The organism is Neobacillus sp. PS3-34 (genome assembly GCF_030915465.1).
Taxonomy (GTDB): Bacteria; Bacillota; Bacilli; order Bacillales; family Cytobacillaceae; genus Neobacillus_A.
In genome coordinates, this window is the sequence record NZ_CP133267.1 from 2,605,663 (window position 1) to 2,624,913 (window position 19,251).

Sequence of the window (19,251 nt, forward strand, 5' to 3'; positions counted from 1 at the left end):
ATTTATATATAAAATCAATTCAGGAGGAATGGAAGAATGAAGAACATTAAAAAGGCATTATTGGCAACATCAATGGCTGGGGCATTAGTAGTAAGTGCAGGGTATGGTACATATTCCTGGTTCACATCCTCAACACAGGCTGCCGGCAGCATCCAAAACGGTACATTATCCGTTAACAATGGCCAAACAATCACAACGAAGCTTTTTGATGGTGCACGCTTTGCACCTTCACAAGTAATCTGGGGTAATATGGTTACTCTTGATAACACAGGCGATCTGGATCAAACTCTAAAGCTTACCTATAATGCAAGTGTCGATAAAGCACCTGCAACTCCTTATAAAATCATGTATATCGCGTTCAAATCAAAAACGATGCCGACACAGGACGAGCTGCTGGACTGGAGAATACAGTGGGAAAAAGGCTTCTTCAATGGAAACTTTAACCCTAATGCAATGGCGAAAAATGGACAGGTTTCCACTCTTCCGGCTGGCGTACAAGTCGTGACAGGCGAAGCGACGCTTGATGATGTCCAGGCTGCGGCGGCTGTAAGGACAGCTGTAAATGCAGATGGAACGAAGAAATATAAGATCGGAAATGATGAATTCTTTACATTAAAATCAGACGAGTATATCAGTATCGCGTTTGATGTGAAGATGGATGATAATGCAGGAAATGAATATCAAGGTGCGAAATACGATGGTAACCTGCAAGTCCAGGCAAAACAAACCGATTTCGGATCAAAGTACGACAAATAAAAACCACGATGCACGAATGGGAGGCAGTCGATTTTTCCGGCTGCCTCCATCATTAATCGATAATAAAACTTCTTCACTGAGAACAGTGTCGAGCTCCTGCGCCTGTCGGGTGAGCATGGCGCTTGCGTTTTACATAGAAAGGAGAGAATAAGATGTACAACAGGTTAAGGAAATTCCAAAGTCATAGGCGTAAAGGGTACATAAAGTACACCGCATTAAGCTCTGCACTCATTTTTTCTTTGTTCTATTATATGGCAGGTGCCCTAGCTGCAACTCCCGGTACATTTGCATGGTTTACGTCTGAAACCAATGCTTCCGGCACAATCCAAACAGCCACAACCTCTGACCTGTTAAAAATCGAGGCATCTGATGTTGATTATCGTAAAAACTGCACCATTTCGAACTCCATAACGATAAAAAATATTTCTGAATTAGAAACCACGGTTACAGTCGCCGTCGCCACAAATAAAGGCGATAAAGTCCTGGTATCCAAACACCTGAATCCCGGCAAGTCAGTAACAACCAATCCCGACGAAATCACGAAGCTGAATAATAAATGCAGCCTTGATCATATTGAATACAAAATCAAAGCCTTCAATTACTTTGTAGATGAAACCTACACAGTAGCCGTAGACAAAGACAAAATGAAGCAGCCAGCCGATCCTCCTAAGAAAGATGAAAGTACAAGCGATAAAGCGGAGCCGGAAAAAGCGACGACCGATACGGTGACAGGCACCTCCCAGAAAACTTCCAATGAAGATACCAAAAGTCCGGCTCCTGATCAACCAAGTGTAGAAGAACCGTCCCAGGTGACACCTGCTCAGGAGGAACCGGTAGTAAAAGAGAATGATAAAGAGGACAGCAAGCAGGAGGAAAACACAAAAGTGGAGTTGCCGCAGCAATAGAATATTTCATTAAATACATCCTGGTTTTTCATGGAACCAGGATGTATTGCGTTGTCCGGGTAAACAAATATTTCATTTTAGGTAAAATATACCTAAAAATAAAAGGGAAACAGTTTAATGTGTGGAATATATAGGGAGTTACATGAGAGGAAGTACCCGGCACCAAACCAGATTCAAATCAGGTGCAAAATCTTGTAACATTTTCCATTTTAGTACGTCATATAAAATATAAAAAAACGAAAAACAAAAGGGGAATAGGGAAGAATGAAGAGACGATTAATGGCGGTGATTGTGGCGCTGGTGATGGGGTTGGGGCTATTAGTATGGCCACAAGGGAGCTATGCGGCAACAACGAAGGATCAGCTGATTGTGATTAATAAACAAACAAACCAGCTCGCTTTCTTTGAAAACGGCAAGTTAATAAAAACGTATCCGGTCGCAACCGGAAGAACGCCAAAGCTTACACCTGAGGGCAGCTTTTACGTCCGCGAAAAAATTGTGAACCGCCCATATTATAAGCTGCACATCAAAGGCGGCGATCCGAGAAATCCATTGGGCAACCGCTGGATGGGTCTCAGTGCCAGTGAACACGGATCGTACCCTTACGGCATCCATGGAACAAACAACGAAAGCTCGATTGGCAAACATATTTCCGGTGGCTGCATCCGTATGCACAACAAGGATGTGCAGGAGCTATTTGCAAAAATTCAAACCAAGGCGAAGGTAGTGATCGTCACTTCCAAAAGCACACTCACCGCTATCGCGAAACCGTATTTAAAGGTGACAGTTGCGAAAAAATAGAAAAAAGCAGAAGTCCCTTAAAGGATTTCTGCTTTTCTTCTTATTAAAAACTATTTGTGAAGGACGGGATCGATATAAGTGACGTTGTCAGCCATTGAGAGCAGATTGTCCGTGTTCATACTTTCAAAGTCTGTTTTATTAATGGATTCATTGAGGTAGGTAACATCTAAAATTTTCTTTTGAACACTATTGCCGGATTGATCGGCTTGTGATTGGTTTGAAATCAATTCAACGCTTTTTACCATGAAATGGCCCTTTTTTATCCCCCATAATATATTGGCAATATCCTGTTGGATGGTATAGGGCAGTAAACTCTCATTTGCGTTCGCATCAGGGGTAAAGTTTATGATGATATGGTCACCATGATCGATAACGACATCGGTAATTTTTTGTGCGCCTTTTTCCGGGGGGAGTCCAAGCTGTTCGTAGACAGCGCTTCTTACATTGTCAGGCGTAGCTTTTTTAGTTTGAGTTTCGTCCATTTTTGCTGTCGGCGCTGCTTTCTTTTGGGCAGCCTGCTGCTTGTCTTTTTCTATATTATTTGGTGTTGCTTGATTGTGAGAACAGGCAGCAGAAATCAGCATGATGGAAATAGAAATAGCGACGAGAAGAATCCTTTTATCATACCTACCAAATTTATCTGTAAAACCAATAATCATTTTCATGAAATTACCCCTTTCTTCTATTTATATCTTCTTCTTTTAAGTTTACTTCATTTTCCCGTATCTGTGCACCGAAGTTTACAGGTGACAGGCACCTTCCAATAAATTGGAAGGTGCCTGTCACCAAAATCTGCTAGTTAATTTGTACTAGTTAAAAAAAAGTGAATTATTGTTAAGAGTTTTTAAATTTATCAGAAGAATCTTCCGTTACTAACTATTTTATTATATAATGATTAGGTGGGCTTTTTTGTCATAGGTTACAAATGTAGGGAGTAATAGATTACTATTTTACTATTTTGTAGAAATATGTCATAAAAGCTCAGCGTATGAGAGTCTCGACTCTAAACGGCTACATACATCAAAGTGAGTTACCATCTTTTGGGGATTGTGGGATTCTTAAAACTAAGAAAAGGACAGGTGTAAAGCCGAATGAAGAAAAAGAATTTCGGTAAAATTAGCAGGTTAACTGCGACTGCTGTACTGTTTAGTACCCTTGTATCACCTATTGGATCGTTCCATGCGAAAGCGGATGCAAACTCCGGGAATACAGCAAAGCTGCGTATCCTGGAAACGACAGATCTTCACGACAATGTTATGGCATACGATTACTACCAGGATACAGGCAATAATATCAATTATGGTCTTTCCAAGACAGCAAGCTTGATTCAACAGGCTCGTTCAGAGGTTGATGCAAGCAACTCCATGCTGTTTGATGCCGGTGATTTGCTTCAGGGTAACCCAATGGCAGATTATGTGGCAAAAGTCCGTGGCCTAACGGATACGGATGTCCACCCAATGTTCAGAGCAATGGCAAAGTTACACTATGATGCAGGTATTCCGGGTAACCATGAATTCAACTATGGTTTGCCATATCTGAATACAGCATTGAAAAATGTTCCATACCCGTTCTTGAATGCAAATATTTATGTTGACGATCATGATAATGATCCAACAAATGACCAGAACTATTTCACACCTTATAAAATCATCGACAAAACCTTTAAAGACAATGCTGGAAACACACAAACGGTTAAGGTTGGTGTGGTAGGCTTCGCACCACCGCAAATCCTGCAGTGGGATAAAGACAATCTTGAAGGTAAAGTTATCGTAAAAGATATTGTTCAAACGGCTAATAAATACGTTGCAGAAATGAAAGCTAATGGAGCACAAGTTATCGTTGCGATTGCGCACTCGGGCTGTGACGTAACGAATGAAAGGCCAGCAGGATGCAGAAAATGCTGTTTTTTCATTGAGTAAGGTAGATGGCATTGATGCTCTTCTTTTCGGACATGCCCATTATAACTTCCCAGGAGGAAAGGAATTCCACCAGGGTAGTAATTTAAGCAATCCGGATCTTCCAGGACTGGATAACACAAAAGGAACAATCAACGGAACTCCTGCAGTAGAAGCTGGATTCTGGGGAAATAACCTTGGTGTTCTTGATTTAGCACTTGTTCAGCAAGCAGATGGAACGTGGAAAGCGGACAAAGCTGCTTCACAATCAGTTAACCGCGCTGTAACTGCTACAACTGTCGCAGATACTGATATCGTGAACGAAGTGAAACCTGAACATGATGGAACTCTTGCCTATGTACGCGGGAAAATTGGCGAAACAACTGCACCAATGCACAGCTATTTCTCACGCGTAATGGACGATCCAACGATCCAAATTGTGAATAACGCACAAACGGATTATGTGAAAAACTGGATTCAAACAAACAAGCCAGAATTAGCGGATATTCCTGTTATATCAGCAGGGGCTCCATTCAAGGCTGGACGCCAAGGATCAGGAGATTATACAAATATTGTAAAAGGCGACCTTTCAATTAAGAGCGCGAATGACCTTTATCTGTATAACAATACGCTAAAAGCGGTTGAATTAACGGGCGCAGAAGTAAAAGAATGGTTGGAGATGTCTGCATCGCAATTTAATCAGATTGATCCGGCTAATGCGAATCCGCAGGAATTAATTAACTATAGCTTCCAGCCTTACAATTTCGACGTCATTGACGGAGTGAAATATCAGGTGGATGTTACGAAACCTGCAAGATACAACATTGTAACGGGTGATGTAGCCAACGCGGATGCACACCGGATTATCAACTTCACAGACATGGATGGCAATGCGATTGATCCTGCACAAAAATTCATCGTTGCAACGAATAACTACCGTGCAAGTGGCGGCGGAAACTTCCCTGGTACAAGGGGCGGACATGCAACTGTCGTGGTTGATTCTCCGTTTGAAAACCGCCAGATTTTGATGGATTACATCAAAGCGAAAAAAGTAGTAAATCCTTCAGCAGATTTTAACTGGAAGATTGCTCCTGTAGGCGGAGTGGCAAAAACATTAACATTCAAATCATCTCCTGCTGCAAAGAATGTCTTAACATCTACTCCGGATGTGAAAGATGTTGGTGCAATAGCTGATAATTTTGAGCAATATTCTTTAGACCAAAACGTACACGTTCAATTGCTTGGAATCAACGATTTCCATGGCCAATTAAACACTCAAGGTACGGTTACAGTTAATGGTGTGAAAAAGCCTGTTGGTAAAGCAGCGTACCTTGCGACTTACCTAAGACAGCGCGAAGCAACAAACCCTAATAATACATTAATGGTTCAAGCTGGTGACATGGTTGGAGCGAGTGCTCCGGAATCTGCACTTCTTCAAGACGAGCCGACAATCCGTGTGCTAAACAGCCTTGGTTTCGATGTAGGAACTGTTGGTAACCATGAATTTGATGAAGGCGTAACAGAAATGAAACGCTTAATCTACGGTGGACCACACCCGAAAACGGGAAATGTTCCGTTTGAAGGTTCAACAATGAAATATGTTGTGGCAAACTTAAAGGATAAAGCAACAGGAGACCTATTATTTGATCCGTATGTAATCAAAAATGTAGGCGGAGAAAAAATCGGCTTTATCGGTATCGCATTAAAAGATACTCCAAGTGTGGTTATTCCATCCGCAGTGCAGGATGTTGTATTCACGGATGAAGTAGAAGCAATCAACAAATATGCGGCTGAGCTAAAGGCTAAAGGTGTTAAATCCATTGTCGTCTTAGCCCATGATCCTGGAACATCTAAAACAGACGGTACAGGTGCAACTGACGTATTAGCAGATATCGCGAACAGAACCGATAGTGAAGTAGACGTTATCTTTGGCGGACATAACCATGCTTACATGAATGCAATGGTTAACGGAAAGCTTTTACTACAATCTTACTCTTACGGTACTGCATTCTCGGATGTAGATCTTGAAATTGATCCAATCACACACGATATCGTGAAGAAGCAAGGTGAAATTGTTACTACTTTCAATGAAGGTGTGACTCCTGACCCTGCAGTAAATGCGATTGTTCAAGATGCGTTAACACAAGTAGCTCCAATTATGAATGAAGTGGTTGGAACAGCAACTGCTCCAATCCTAAAAGTTGAAAATCCACACGGCGAATCTGCAATGGGTAACCTAATCGCAGATGCAATGAAGTGGGAAATGAACACTGATTTTGCTGCGGTTAATTCCGGCGGAGTGCGCAATGAGCTTGCGAATCCAGGCAATATCACATGGGGCCAATTGTTCACAATCCAGCCTTTTGGCAACGATCTTGTAAAGCTTACTGTTACAGGCGCGCAATTACGCCAGATGTTAAATGAACAGTTCCCGAAAGATCCAAATGCAGTTGGTGCAAGAACAAAATTTGTTTACATTTCCGGATTCAAGTATTTCTGGGATGATTCAAAGCCATGGGGACAAAAGATTAAAGAAATCATCCTTCCAGATGGCTCAAAGATTAATGAAACAAAATCTTACACAATCACTGTAAATAACTTTATGGCTGATGGTGGAGACGGTTTTGGAAGCTTGAAGACTGCTACAAACAAACTAGTCGGCCCAACAGACCTTCAAGGCTTGATCGACTATATTAAATTCAAGCATTCAGTGAGCGCGAAATACGAAGGAAGATCTACTAGAGTAGTAGACAGCCCGACACCAGTTCCAACACCAGTTCCAACACCGGTGCCAACGCCAACGCCAACACCGACACCGACTCCAACACCGGTGCCAGTACCAACACCGACGCCAACGCCAACTCCGGAGCCTACTCCAGAGCCAGAGCCAACGCCAGCAGGTCCGGTATATTGGAAAGGCACAGTATTGAAGCCAGGTCAGATTGGTATGATCACTGTTACAAAATCAATCAACCTGTGGAAGAATGAAAACGGCAAGCTCGTTCTTGTACGTGTTCTTAAGCCAGGCCAAGTATTCCGCGTTTACAACTATGTAGGAGCACACGGCGGCCAGTACGGACTTGGAGCAGGCCTGTTCATCACAAACATGAAGACAAACATCAAATACGAAACACCTTCTAAAGCGAAGCTTGAACAAGCTAACCAATAAGAAGGAAATCGATGCAAAAGGAAGGAGGCGCTGAATAGCGCCTCCTTTTTTTGCTAAAGGTTTCATATAAGTGCAGCACTGGCTGCCTCGCTATGATAGCTTAAAACACATCTAAATAGGTTTTACTTATTGTGTGTGCAACACGATTATGTTCCCAAAACCCGTAACAACCCCTTGTCGGAAGAGTCATAGCTTTAATTCGAAACAACTGTCTCAGTTTCCACCACAAAATAAAAACAACCCGCTCCAAATAGAAGCAGGCTGTTAGATTCTTATTCAGTAGTGTCTTTTCCGCCATTGATGAACCATTTTCCGTCAACCTTGATCATCGTAAGATTTCCCTCGTCTTCGGACCCATTTTCTTTGGCAGTCATATTAACGGATGCTTCGTCATTGTAGACAAATTCAATTTCAATTTTGGTAATTTCGATTATTGAAGTTGCAGGCAATGCAGCAAATTTTGCTTTTAAGGCTTCGATAAACTCCTTTCTGTTCCTCGTTTAATGGGTAAAGATCTGCCATTGCGACAACATCACGTGCGTTATAAGCCGCGACAAAGCTTTTAAGGTGTTGTTCAATCGCATCCTTCTCGGGCGCGATAAAATTCTTCTGATAAGCGGCTTCCCACTTGCCTGAAAGGAGAGTGGATAGCTTTGGATCTGCGATTTCATCTACAACCGCATCGCCAATCGCATAAAATTCATCCCATACCTCTGTATCCTCATGTGACAGGGTGAAGGCAAAAAAAGAATCGATACGTTTGTTCACTCCGAAAAAGCTCTCCATATTTTCTTGGGCAGCAACGAAGGTTGTTTGATACTTGTTACTGAAGGCAACACGGCTTTTATTAAAGGCAAGTTTAGCTAAATCCTTTGTAAATTGATCGCTTTTCTTTTTCAATGCCACATAGGCTTTTTCTGAGGAGAATGGAGAGGCAGTGAACCCCTTCTTAAAGGTACTGTAGTCTCTCGCCAGTATTTCACCATTAATAATAGTAGAATTGAAGATCTTCGCCTGGCTAAGAGCGAGATCAATGGCTTTCACTCGTTTATCAAACGCAGCCTTTTGTTTTCCTTTATAGCCCTTCATCAGCTTCTTCACTTTATCGTTTGCTGAAGCTAAGCCTGTGATCGCTTTTGTGTTGATGGCTTTAATGGCGCTAGGGCTGCTGATATTCACTTGCTTCGTAATCGGTGCAGCCTGCTTTTCCGCCCCCTTTAACAGTACATCAATCGCCTTCGTGTTATCTGCCGCAAAAGCTGAATACGAAAATGATGAAAAAATAAGAAGAAATGCAAATAAAGCGGTAACTATTTTTCTGATTTTCATAGACTTGTCCCCCTGGATCTCCACTGATTTAAAAACGATAGATAGATGCAGAACTCTCCCTTCAATCAAGTTATAACTCTATTTTCTAATTATACCAAAAATTACAAATAATTCTAATCTATTTTTAATACTACTCTAAGAATTACTAATAAAATATTCAAACATCATAATTTTTTCCAATTCACGAAAAACCTTCAAAATCCGACCAGAATAGTGTTTAATAGAGTAAAGAATCAATGTAACGCTATAAATTAATTTCCTAAAAAAACCATAGTTTGACAGTTTTCTGTGATATAATACAAGTTGTTTTTATTCATATATTAATAGGAGGATCTAATGGAAGAGACGATAAGCCTTAAAGAGTTATTGGCAACTTTGAGAAAAAGAATATTATTAATCCTGACCACGACGATATTAGCCGTTCTTGTCAGCGGAATAGTCAGTTTTTATTTCCTAACCCCGATTTACCAAGCATCGACACAAATTCTGGTCAATCAGTCGAAAAATGATCAGGCTTTATACAATTACAATGAAGTACAAACAAACCTTCAATTAATCAACACGTACAATGTCATCATGAAAAGCCCGGCAATCCTGGATAAAGTAATCAGTGAGCTGGATTTAAATATGACGACAAAGGAATTAAATGAAAAAATTACAGTAGCCAGTGAAAAGGACTCGCAGGTCGTAAATGTCTCTGTAGAGGACAAGAATCCAGACCAGGCAGCTGAAATCGCCAATAAGATCGCAGATGTTTTCCAATCAGAAATCGTAAAAATCATGAATGTTGATAACGTGAGCATTCTGGCAAACGCAAATGTCGGAGAAAATCCAGACCCAATTAAGCCAAGGCCGCTTCTTAATATCGCCATTGCGCTTGTAGTGGGACTGATGGCCGGTGTTGGGCTTGCCTTCCTATTAGAGTATTTTGATAACACGATTAAAAATGAACAGGACGTTGAAAGAACGCTTGGCCTTCCGATTCTGGGTGTAATCCCGGTCATCGATGAAATCAAGATGGAAGAAATGCAGGCACGCCGGATGGCGCGTAAGTCAGAGGTAAGAGGTGAGTCGGTTGGGTCTTAAGAAAAATAAGAATAATACTTCAAGTAATCGCAGAAAGCTAATTACGACGTTTGATCCGAAGTCTCCAATTTCTGAGCAGTACCGGACGATCCGGACGAATATCCAGTACTCTGCTGTCGATGAGAACATTCAATCAATTATGGTCACTTCATCCAGCCGGCAGAAGGAAAATCGACGACAGCAGCAAATCTTGCGGTTGTATTTGCACAGCAGGGAAAAAAGGTACTGCTTGTAGACGCTGACCTTAGGAAGCCGACTGTCCATTATACCTTCAATGTACAAAACACTTCCGGTTTGACGACTGTGCTCACAAAGCAAATGACGCTTGAAAAAGCGGTTGTCGATACAGAAGAAAAAGATCTCTATATCTTAACAAGTCGCCGATTCCTCCGAACCCGACGGAGCTGTTAAGCTCACAGTCAATGGAACAGCTGTTAAAAGAAGCAACAGAGATATTCGATATGGTCATCCTGGATACACCGCCGTTGCTTGCTGTGGCCGATCCGCAAATCCTATCGAATCAGTGTGACGGAACAATCTTGGTTGTGTACAGCGGTAAATCAGAGACAGACCAGGTATTAAAGTCCAAAGAATTGCTAATGGCAGCTAAAAGCAGGCTGCTTGGCGTGGTGTTAAACAACAAAAAAGTAGAAAAATCCAGCTACTATTATTATTATGGTGGAAAGTGACAGGTTTCGACAAAAACACCCCCTTTACGGTCATCTTTACCCATGGTAGTATTAAAAAAGTCATAGGAAAATAGCAATTTTTAGGAAAAGAGTGGGTCGAATGATAGATTTGCATTGTCATATTTTACATGGAATAGATGATGGAGCTAAAGATTTGACTGATAGTTTAAATATGGCAAAAAGTGCTGTCGCAGAAGGCATTCGGACGATTGTCGCAACCCCCCACCATCTGAACGGGTTCTATACGAATCCAAAACAGATCATCCTAGAAAAAGTAGAAGAGCTGAATAAGCATTTAAAGCAGGAAAACATAGATTTAACCATTCTTCCCGGACAGGAAACACGCATCTTTGGCGAAATGGCAGAAGGAATGGACTCCGGTGAGCTTCTCTCCGTCTCCCATTCGCCTTACTTGCTGGTTGAGTTTCCGTCCGCAAATGTACCTCGTTATGCCGAGCAGCTGTTTTTTGATCTGCAGCTAAAGGGTATTATCCCCGTCATTGTGCATCCAGAACGGAACCAGGAAATCATTGAAAATCCGGACAAGCTGTATCAGCTTGTGAAAAAAGGCGCGCTTACTCAGGTGACAGCCGCAAGTGTCGCCGGCGGCTTTGGCAAGAAGATCAAAAGCTTTTCGCTGCAGCTGATCGAAGCCAACCTGACACATTTTATTGCATCCGATGCTCATAACACGACGAATCGTTCATTCAAAATGATTGATGCGTACGAAGTCATTCGTTCAAAATTCGGACGCGACACGGAGTTCATGTTTATGGAAAATGCAGTCCTTGTGGTAGAGGGCAAGAATTTGTACAAGGAAGCCCCGGACCGGATCAAAAAGAAGAAATTCCTCAATTTATTTTAACCATACAAACCAATCACTATATACATCAGTGTCAGGGGAACAACCTGACCGGCGACGTCTTCTATCCGTTATATATGAAGGCACTCGGCCCTGCTGTGGGAACGAAGTAACATTCCTTAGACGCGTGTCGTCACTAGCAGGGTGTGAGGACGGGTTAGATGCCCATTTCATTAATAAATCAGATAAATATCTAATGAAAAAACATGTGTAAAGACATGTGCTTTTCCATTAGGTATTTATTTTTTTGACCGACGTGCTTTAGTACGGAAAAGAAATAAATGAAGTAAAGAAGAAATCAAGGGGGAATATTGAAGTGGCCTACCGATCAAGACTGGCACTTTTAGCACTATTAGATTCCATATTAGTTTTAACGGCTTTATACCTAAGCTACGGACCGCTCCATCCAATGGTCAAAATTACAGATAGTCTACGCCTGAGTGCGGCTATATTGCTTATTAGCCATCACGTTTATGCGAGTCTCTATCATCTATATAATAAGGCATGGGAGTATGCGAGTATTGGGGAATTAATTGCGATTGTAAAAGCGGTAACTCTTTCAGTACTAACGACTGCTTTATTCCAGGTATTAATGAATGATGTAGTATATGACAGAGCCTTAGTCAGCACGTGGATGCTTTATGTGATTTTAATCGGGGGAACCCGTTTTATATGGAGAATGTTCAGAGATACCTATATTCAACCAAAATCGACAAAAAAGAGGGCTCTCATTATCGGAGCAGGGTCAGCCGGATTAATGGTGGCGCGACAATTGAAAAAAAGTCCGGATGCAGAGCTGCTGCCAGTTGCGTTTATTGATGATGATCCGAAAAAATACAAACTGCAATTTCTGAATATTCCTGTGTTCGGAAATAAAAGTTCAATCCAGGAAGCAGTAACAAAATTAAAGATTGATAATATCATCATTGCTATACCTTCCCTGAAGCAATGCGAGTTAAACTTGATTTTTGAAGAATGTTCAAAGACAAAGGTAAAAACGCAAATTATGCCTATGCTTGAGGATTTAATGACTGGGAAAGTATCCGTCAATCAATTCCGTGAGGTGCAGGTTGAGGACTTGCTTGGCAGGGAGCCGGTGGAACTGGATATTACGAGTATTTCAGAATATGTAACGGGCAAAACAGTCATGGTCACAGGGGCAGGAGGCTCAATTGGTTCGGAAATCTGCCGTCAAATTTGCACGTTTAATCCTTCTAAAATTGTGCTAGTCGGTCACGGCGAAAACAGCATCTACCAGATTGATATGGAGCTGCGTAAGAAGTACCAGCAGGAAATAGAAATTGTTCCAGTCATCGGAGATATTCAGGATCGAGAGAGAATGTTTGAAGTGATGGAACAGCACAAACCGTTTGTAGTGTATCATGCAGCAGCACATAAGCATGTTCCATTAATGGAATATAATCCGAGAGAAGCAGTTAAGAATAATATTTTTGGAACGAAGAACGTTGCTGATGCAGCGGATACGTTTGGTGTTAATACATTTGTTATGATCTCTTCCGATAAAGCAGTAAATCCTCCAAATGTCATGGGGGCAACGAAGAGATTTGCGGAAATGATTATCCAGCATTTGTCGTTGCATAGTACAACGAAGTTTGTTGCGGTTCGGTTTGGGAATGTACTAGGCAGCCGTGGCAGTGTGATTCCATTGTTTAAAAAGCAAATCCAGGCTGGTGGACCAGTTACGGTAACACATCCTGAAATGACTAGGTACTTTATGACAATCCCAGAGGCTTCCCGACTAGTTATCCAAGCCGGTTCATTAGCACGTGGAGGAGAGATATTTGTCCTTGATATGGGTGAGCCTGTTAAAATTGTCGATCTTGCCAAAAATCTCATCAAGCTATCTGGATATACAATAGAAGAAATTGGAATCAACTACACAGGAATTCGTCCTGGAGAGAAAATGTATGAAGAATTGCTGAATGAAAATGAAATTCATAAAAAGCAGGTATTTCCTAAGATACATATTGGGAAGGCAGCTTTGATAGACGAAAAGATATTGCTTAATTTTATGATTGATTTTGAAACGATAAATGAAGTTGAGATAAAAAATAGACTGTTAGATTTAGCGAATAATAGAATTAATATAACTGCCGCTGTTTAACGTAAATAATAGTTAAAAAAGATTTTTACATTTAGAACAGAGATTAAAATAGGTGATTAGATATCAGAAATGATAAAAGGTGTTCGATGTTATTCGGACACTTTTTGTTTGGTTTTTAGTTATATAAATAAATTTGAGGGTGAGAAAATGAAGAAAGTACGAAAAGCCATTATTCCTGCAGCAGGTCTTGGAACGAGGTTCCTTCCAGCTACTAAAGCAATGCCGAAAGAAATGCTACCAATCGTTGATAAACCAACTATTCAATATATTGTTGAAGAAGCAATTGCATCGGGAATTGAAGATATCATTATCGTGACCGGTAAAGGTAAACGAGCAATCGAGGATCACTTTGATTTTGCTCATGAACTCGAACAGAATTTAGCGGAAAAAGGTAAATTGGATTTACTAGATAAGGTACAGTATTCAACAAACCTGGCAGATATCCACTATATTCGTCAGAAAGAACCAAAGGGTCTAGGTCATGCAGTTTGGTGTGCACGTAATTTTATTGGCGATGAGCCTTTCGCTAATTAGGTGATGATATCGTTCAAAGTGAAACTCCTTGTTTAAGGCAACTGATAAATATATATGAAGAAACTCACTCATCAGTAATAGGGGTTCAAACTGTTCCGGATGAAGAAACCAATCGTTATGGTATTATTGATCCTTCTAAACAAGATGGCAGACGGTATCAAGTAAACAACTTTGTGGAAAAACCAAAATTAGGCACTGCACCTTCCAGTCTTGCCATCATGGGTCGTTATATACTTACACCTGAAATTTTTATGTTCCTAGAGCAACAGGAAACTGGTGCAGGTGGAGAGATTCAACTAACCGATGCAATACAGAAATTGAATCAGATTCAACGGGTGTTTGCGTATGATTTTGAGGGCAAACGATATGATGTTGGGGAGAAAATTGGGTTTGTGAAGACAACGGTTGAGTTTGCTTTACAAGATAAGGATTTGAGGTCAGACTTACTAGCATATCTTGACGAAGTTATGGAGCAAGTGAAAGTTTTAAATAACATGAAAACTTAAATGATTTAACAAGGCTTATTATTTGAATCAAAAGAGTTCAGGATAAGTGTTTACTTAATAATAAAATAACCATAAAAATAGTGGAGGTTCAAAATGAATCTAGGTATAAGTGGTAAGAATGTACTTGTAGTTGGAGCAAGCAAAGGAATTGGCAAAAGTATTGCTATTGGATTTGCAGAGGAGGGAGCGAGGGTTACCACGATAGCCCGTAGTGAAGAATTATTGATTGAATTAGAAGCTGAAATGAAACAGGCTGTGGATATAGACCATGCATACTATGTTTCAGATATTATGGAAAGTGATGCTAATCAGTTGGCAAGAAGATTAATAGAAGATAGAGGTATTTTTGATATAGTGGTTCATAATGTAGGAGGATCACTGGTAAGCAGGAACGCGCTAGGAACTTTAGATGAATGGAAACACGCATGGAAATTCAATGCTGGTGTTGCCATAGATATGAATAATGTATTGATTCAGCCAATGATAAATAAAGGATGGGGTAGGGTAATACATATTTCATCAATATCAGCTGAAATGTTACGCGGAAACCCGTTGTATGCTTCAGCAAAAGCATTTCTAAATGCTTATGTTACAACTGTAGGTCGCACAATTGCTCCAACAGGTGTTGTTATGTCTGCTGTAATGCCTGGAGCGGTCGCTTTTCCAGGGAGTTATTGGGATAAATTCACTGTTGAAGATCCAGCTCGTTGTGAGGATTTTTTAAGCCATCATCAGGCTGCGAACCGATTTGGAACTACTAAAGAGATAGCTGATGTGGTCCTTTTTATGGCAAGTGAGCAAGCTTCTTTTATGCAAGCTGCACTTGTACCAGTTGACGGGGCAAATATGTAGAGGTGAATTCATTGAAGAGAGTATTTGATATAATTTTTAGTTTAGTAGGTTTAATAACTTTATCACCATTATTTATTATCATAGCAGTCATTGTTGCTACAACTTCGCCTGGAGGAGTTTTCTTTAGAGGTGTTAGAGTAGGGCAACATGGTAATCCCTTTAGGATATATAAGTTTCGTTCTATGATTAAAGATGCTGAAGGTAAAGGAAAGTGGAATGTTGGAGACAATGATGATCGCATAACCCCAATTGGCCAGCATCTTAAGAAATACAAAAGTTGATGAACTGCCACAACTTATTAATGTATTAATTGGAGACATGTCATTTGTTGGCCCACGCCCTGAACTTCAGCATTATGTTAATATGTATACAGAACAAGAGAAAAGAATTCTTGATTTGAAACCTGGTATTACAGACTGGGCATCGATTACTAATTTTGATCAATTTGAAATATTCACAAAGGCAAAGGACCCTGATGAAGCTTATTTGAAGTATATAAGACCATTGAAGCTTCAACTGCAACTATATTATAGAAATAATAATTCTTTTTTTAGTGATATAAAGATTATTCTATGGACAGTTTATAAAGTTATTTCACATTCGGAAAAATTACCTATGGAGATAGCACAAATTGCTACCTCTTTGGAAGATAGAAGGTAGAGAGGGAGTGTAGTTTTGATAAGCGAACAATTAGCCTGGAAAATTAGGCGTCACGGGGTAGAAATGACTCATATTTCAAAAGGTTCCCATATAGGATCTATTTTATCTGTAGCAGATATTATTGCTGTACTTTATAACGATATTGCGAGTGTTAATCCAAAAAACCCGAAAATGCAAGACAGAGACAGAATTATTTTAAGCAAGGGCCATGCTGGTGCGGCAATATATGCTGCGCTTGCGGAAAAGGGCTTTTTTGGTACAGAAGAATTAAAAACTCACTATGCCGATGGGAGTAGACTTTCTGGCCACGTCTCTCATAAAGGTGTTCCTGGTGTTGAATTCTCTACTGGTTCTCTTGGTCATGGACTATCGGTGGCTGCAGGTATGGCTTACGGTGCAAAAAAAGATAAGAAAAAACATAATGTATTTGCTATATTAGGGGATGGAGAATGCGATGAAGGTTCAGTTTGGGAAGCAGCTTTAATGGCAAACCACTATAAACTAAATAACTTAGTTGCAATCATAGATCACAATAAAATGCAAAGTCTTGACTTTTGTGAAAATACAATGACACTTGCACCGTTTGCAGATAAATGGAAGGCTTTTGGTTGGAATGTAATTGATATTGACGGCCATAATCATGATAGTTTAAGAAATGCCTATAAAGAGGCAATTTCTTCAGATAACAAGCCGACCGTCATTATTGCAAATACTATAAAGGGAAAAGGAATATCTTTTATGGAGTACAATATACTTTGGCATTATAGATTCCCTCATGAAGGCGAAGAATACGATTCGGCTATTGCTGAATTAAAAGAGCAGATGCCAAAAGGTACTGTGGATATTTATGATTTGGAGGAACAAAAAGTATGAGGGATACATTTGTTAACACCTTAATAGATATTGCAAAAAAAGATAAGAATGTACACCTTATTACTGGTGATTTGGGATTTGGTGTCTTAAAACCATTTTGGGAACAGTTACCCGATCAATTTACGAACGCGGGAATTGCAGAACAAAATATGACAAGTTTTGCTGCTGGTTTAGCACTTGAAGGAAAAACCGTATTTACTTACTCAATTGGAAATTTCCCTACTTTGCGTGCTATAGAGCAAATTAGAAATGATTGTGCTTATCATAATGCTAATGTAAAGATTATTTGTGTAGGTGGAGGATTCGTATATGGATCTCTTGGAATGAGCCATCATGCGACTGAGGATTTAGCAATAATGAGGGCACTACCTGATGTTAAAGTATTAGCGCCAGGGGATTTAGTAGAAGCAGAATTTGCAACACGAGCAATTTATGAGAATAAAGGAACTTGCTATTTAAGATTAGGTAGAGGTGGAGAAAAGCGTATTCATGATAAGTTGGATTATTTTCAAATCGGAAAGGCCATTAAGATAAAAGGCGGGGAGAAAGTAGCAATTTTTTCAACTGGTGCTATTTTTGATGAAGCAATTAAAGCAAGTGAAATTTTAAATAAGGAAGGGATAAAACCTGCTTTATATACATTTCCAACTGTTAAGCCAATTGATAGAGAAACTATAGAAGAATGCGCTGACAACTTTGAGTTGATTGTTACCATTGAAGAACATAACATTATCGGTGGATTTGGAAGTGCAGTAGCAGAAGTAATGGCTGAAAGGGCGCCGGTAGCACAATTGCTTAAAATAGGTCTTAATGACACATATTCATCTATTGTAGGATCACAACAATATCTAAGAGATTTTTATGGCATGTCTGCTGACAAAATAGTGAAAACAACTCTTGGTAAATTAAATAATTTAAAAAACAGCTCTAGATTTACTAATAGGAAACGGAGTCAGTAATGAGAATATTAATTGTTTCGCATCACTCTGGTTCTTTGATTAACTTTAGAGGAGATTTGTTAAGGAAAATCATTTCATTAGGACACGAGGTTATTGCAATTGCTCCGGATTCTAAAGTAAAACCAGAATTAGATAAAATGAATATAAAGTTAGAAATAGCAGAAATTGATAAACAGGGTTTAGGAATCTTACAAAATGTTAGATATTTAATGAGAATTATTAGCGTTATCAAAAAATACAAGATTGATTTAGTCTTTGGCTACACAGTAAAACCTATTGTGTTTGGATCGTTAGCATCACTTTTAACAAGAACAAAAAACTTTTATGCTATGGTTGAGGGGCTAGGTGGAGTATTTACCGAACCGTTTACTAATAAAAAACTTTTATTACAATTCATTATTAAAAGGCTATATGCTTTAAGTTTTAAAGTTAGTAAAAAAGTATTTTTATTGAATCAAGATGATTTGAAAGATCTTACAAAGATGAATTTGTTAGAAGAAAGAAAAGCTGTTGTAATTCCTGGGATAGGTGTTGATCTTGAGAAGTATAAAAGGGCTACGCTTCCGAAGAAACCTATATTCTTAATTATAGCAAGATTAGTTTATTCTAAAGGAGTAATTGATTATTGCGAGGCGGCAAAAATCATAAAAAAAACCTATCCAGATGTGCAGTTTAATATATTGGGAGGCTTTGATAATAAAGAAGATACTATTCCTAAAAAAATATTCCAAGCTTATGTTGATCAAAAAACAGTTTGTTATTTAGGAGAGGCAAGTGACGTAAGACCACATATAGAAAATTCATCAGTATTCGTTTTACCTTCATATTATAGAGAAGGATTGCCTCGGTCAATAGTCGAATCAATGGCTATGGGGAGGCCTATAATTACAACGGACAATGTTGGATGTAGAGATACTGTTATTAATGGTGAAAATGGTTATTTAGTACCTACCCATAACCCAAATCTTTTGGCAGAAAAAATGGAATTATTAATCAAAGATAGTGAATTAAGAGAGAATATGGGTAGTAAAAGCTGGGAAATATGTAAACAGAAATATGATGGTAATATGATAAATAATATATTAGTTAATGAAATGGAACTTTTAAAAAACCAAGAAAATTGTAAGAAATAAAACCGCTAAGATTACCTTTTGATTGAAAGAACTAGTTAGAGGAAGAGTTATTTGTATTTATAATCAAATCGAAATCTTGAATGAATAACTTTAATTAATTCAACATAATTATGGAGA

16 protein-coding genes and 2 pseudogenes are annotated in these 19,251 nt (G+C 39.5%); 16 read left to right on the plus strand and 2 right to left on the minus strand.

Translation table 11 applies throughout. From position 1 onward, the window contains the following. Nucleotides 1-36: 36 nt before the first annotated feature. The 3 genes from RCG23_RS13490 to RCG23_RS13500 all read left to right on the plus strand — a co-directional run bounded on the left by RCG23_RS13490 (nucleotide 37) and on the right by RCG23_RS13500 (nucleotide 2,462). Nucleotides 37-756, plus strand: coding sequence for a hypothetical protein (locus RCG23_RS13490; protein ID WP_308176109.1), 720 nt, complete (start codon nucleotides 37-39; stop codon nucleotides 754-756). 152 nt (nucleotides 757-908) lie between these two features. Continuing rightward, nucleotides 909-1,661, plus strand: a complete 753-nt coding sequence (locus RCG23_RS13495; RefSeq protein ID WP_308176110.1) for a hypothetical protein — start codon at nucleotides 909-911, stop codon at nucleotides 1,659-1,661. Between the two features lie 264 nt (nucleotides 1,662-1,925). Then, nucleotides 1,926-2,462, plus strand: coding sequence for a L,D-transpeptidase (locus RCG23_RS13500; protein ID WP_308176111.1), 537 nt, complete (start codon nucleotides 1,926-1,928; stop codon nucleotides 2,460-2,462). A gap of 50 nt (nucleotides 2,463-2,512) precedes the next feature. On the opposite strand, the gene RCG23_RS13505 is transcribed toward RCG23_RS13500, so the two are convergent. Beyond that, nucleotides 2,513-3,127, minus strand: a complete 615-nt coding sequence (locus RCG23_RS13505) for a hypothetical protein (RefSeq protein WP_308176112.1) — start codon at nucleotides 3,125-3,127, stop codon at nucleotides 2,513-2,515. Between the two features lie 426 nt (nucleotides 3,128-3,553). On the opposite strand from RCG23_RS13505, the gene RCG23_RS13510 reads away from it, so the two are divergent. Both RCG23_RS13510 and RCG23_RS13515 read left to right on the plus strand, forming a co-directional pair. After that, nucleotides 3,554-4,381 carry a metallophosphoesterase gene (locus RCG23_RS13510; RefSeq protein ID WP_308176113.1) on the plus strand — a complete coding sequence of 276 codons (828 nt, stop codon included), beginning with the start codon at nucleotides 3,554-3,556 and terminating at the stop codon, nucleotides 4,379-4,381. Beyond that, entirely contained in the window at nucleotides 4,335-7,526 is a 3,192-nt protein-coding gene (locus tag RCG23_RS13515) for a 5'-nucleotidase C-terminal domain-containing protein (RefSeq protein ID WP_308176114.1), read from the plus strand. Before RCG23_RS13510 ends, RCG23_RS13515 begins: the two co-directional genes overlap by 47 nt. A 411-nt stretch (nucleotides 7,527-7,937) precedes the next feature. Here RCG23_RS13515 and RCG23_RS13520 read toward each other — a convergent pair whose 3' ends face one another. Next, nucleotides 7,938-8,855 carry a hypothetical protein gene (locus RCG23_RS13520; protein WP_308176115.1) on the minus strand — a complete coding sequence of 306 codons (918 nt, stop codon included), beginning with the start codon at nucleotides 8,853-8,855 and terminating at the stop codon, nucleotides 7,938-7,940. A gap of 336 nt (nucleotides 8,856-9,191) precedes the next feature. On the opposite strand from RCG23_RS13520, the gene RCG23_RS13525 reads away from it, so the two are divergent. The 11 genes and pseudogenes from RCG23_RS13525 to RCG23_RS13575 all read left to right on the plus strand — a co-directional run bounded on the left by RCG23_RS13525 (nucleotide 9,192) and on the right by RCG23_RS13575 (nucleotide 19,134). Further along, on the plus strand, nucleotides 9,192-9,941 hold the full coding sequence (locus RCG23_RS13525; RefSeq protein ID WP_308176116.1) for a YveK family protein: 750 nt from the start codon (nucleotides 9,192-9,194) through the stop codon (nucleotides 9,939-9,941). Then, nucleotides 9,931-10,630, plus strand: a pseudogene (locus tag RCG23_RS13530) (CpsD/CapB family tyrosine-protein kinase). The gene RCG23_RS13525 and the pseudogene RCG23_RS13530 overlap by 11 nt, the downstream one beginning before the upstream one ends. Nucleotides 10,631-10,730: 100 nt before the next feature. Further along, on the plus strand, nucleotides 10,731-11,495 hold the full coding sequence (locus tag RCG23_RS13535; RefSeq protein ID WP_308176117.1) for a tyrosine-protein phosphatase: 765 nt from the start codon (nucleotides 10,731-10,733) through the stop codon (nucleotides 11,493-11,495). Nucleotides 11,496-11,808: 313 nt separating this feature from the next. Then, entirely contained in the window at nucleotides 11,809-13,617 is a 1,809-nt protein-coding gene (locus tag RCG23_RS13540; RefSeq protein ID WP_308176118.1) for a polysaccharide biosynthesis protein, read from the plus strand. A 147-nt stretch (nucleotides 13,618-13,764) separates the two neighbouring features. Continuing rightward, nucleotides 13,765-14,657 (plus strand): annotated as a pseudogene (gene galU / locus RCG23_RS13545) (UTP--glucose-1-phosphate uridylyltransferase GalU). Between the two features lie 93 nt (nucleotides 14,658-14,750). Then, a complete protein-coding gene (locus RCG23_RS13550; RefSeq protein ID WP_308176119.1) occupies nucleotides 14,751-15,509 on the plus strand; it encodes an SDR family NAD(P)-dependent oxidoreductase in 759 nt (252 codons plus the stop codon). Nucleotides 15,510-15,520: 11 nt separating this feature from the next. Continuing rightward, complete coding sequence (locus tag RCG23_RS13555; RefSeq protein ID WP_308176120.1) at nucleotides 15,521-15,790, plus strand: sugar transferase; 270 nt, start codon at nucleotides 15,521-15,523, stop codon at nucleotides 15,788-15,790. Further along, nucleotides 15,759-16,169: a sugar transferase gene (locus tag RCG23_RS13560; protein ID WP_308176121.1), complete on the plus strand. Its 411-nt coding sequence runs from the start codon at nucleotides 15,759-15,761 to the stop codon at nucleotides 16,167-16,169. The genes RCG23_RS13555 and RCG23_RS13560 overlap by 32 nt, the downstream gene beginning before the upstream one ends. A gap of 15 nt (nucleotides 16,170-16,184) precedes the next feature. Beyond that, entirely contained in the window at nucleotides 16,185-17,042 is an 858-nt protein-coding gene (locus RCG23_RS13565; RefSeq protein ID WP_308176122.1) for a transketolase, read from the plus strand. Continuing rightward, nucleotides 17,039-18,001 (plus strand): transketolase family protein, encoded by a 963-nt coding sequence (locus RCG23_RS13570; protein WP_308176123.1) that lies wholly within the window; start codon nucleotides 17,039-17,041, stop codon nucleotides 17,999-18,001. Before RCG23_RS13565 ends, RCG23_RS13570 begins: the two co-directional genes overlap by 4 nt. Further along, nucleotides 18,001-19,134, plus strand: coding sequence for a glycosyltransferase family 4 protein (locus tag RCG23_RS13575; protein WP_308176124.1), 1,134 nt, complete (start codon nucleotides 18,001-18,003; stop codon nucleotides 19,132-19,134). The genes RCG23_RS13570 and RCG23_RS13575 overlap by 1 nt, the downstream gene beginning before the upstream one ends. Nucleotides 19,135-19,251: the final 117 nt, after the last annotated feature.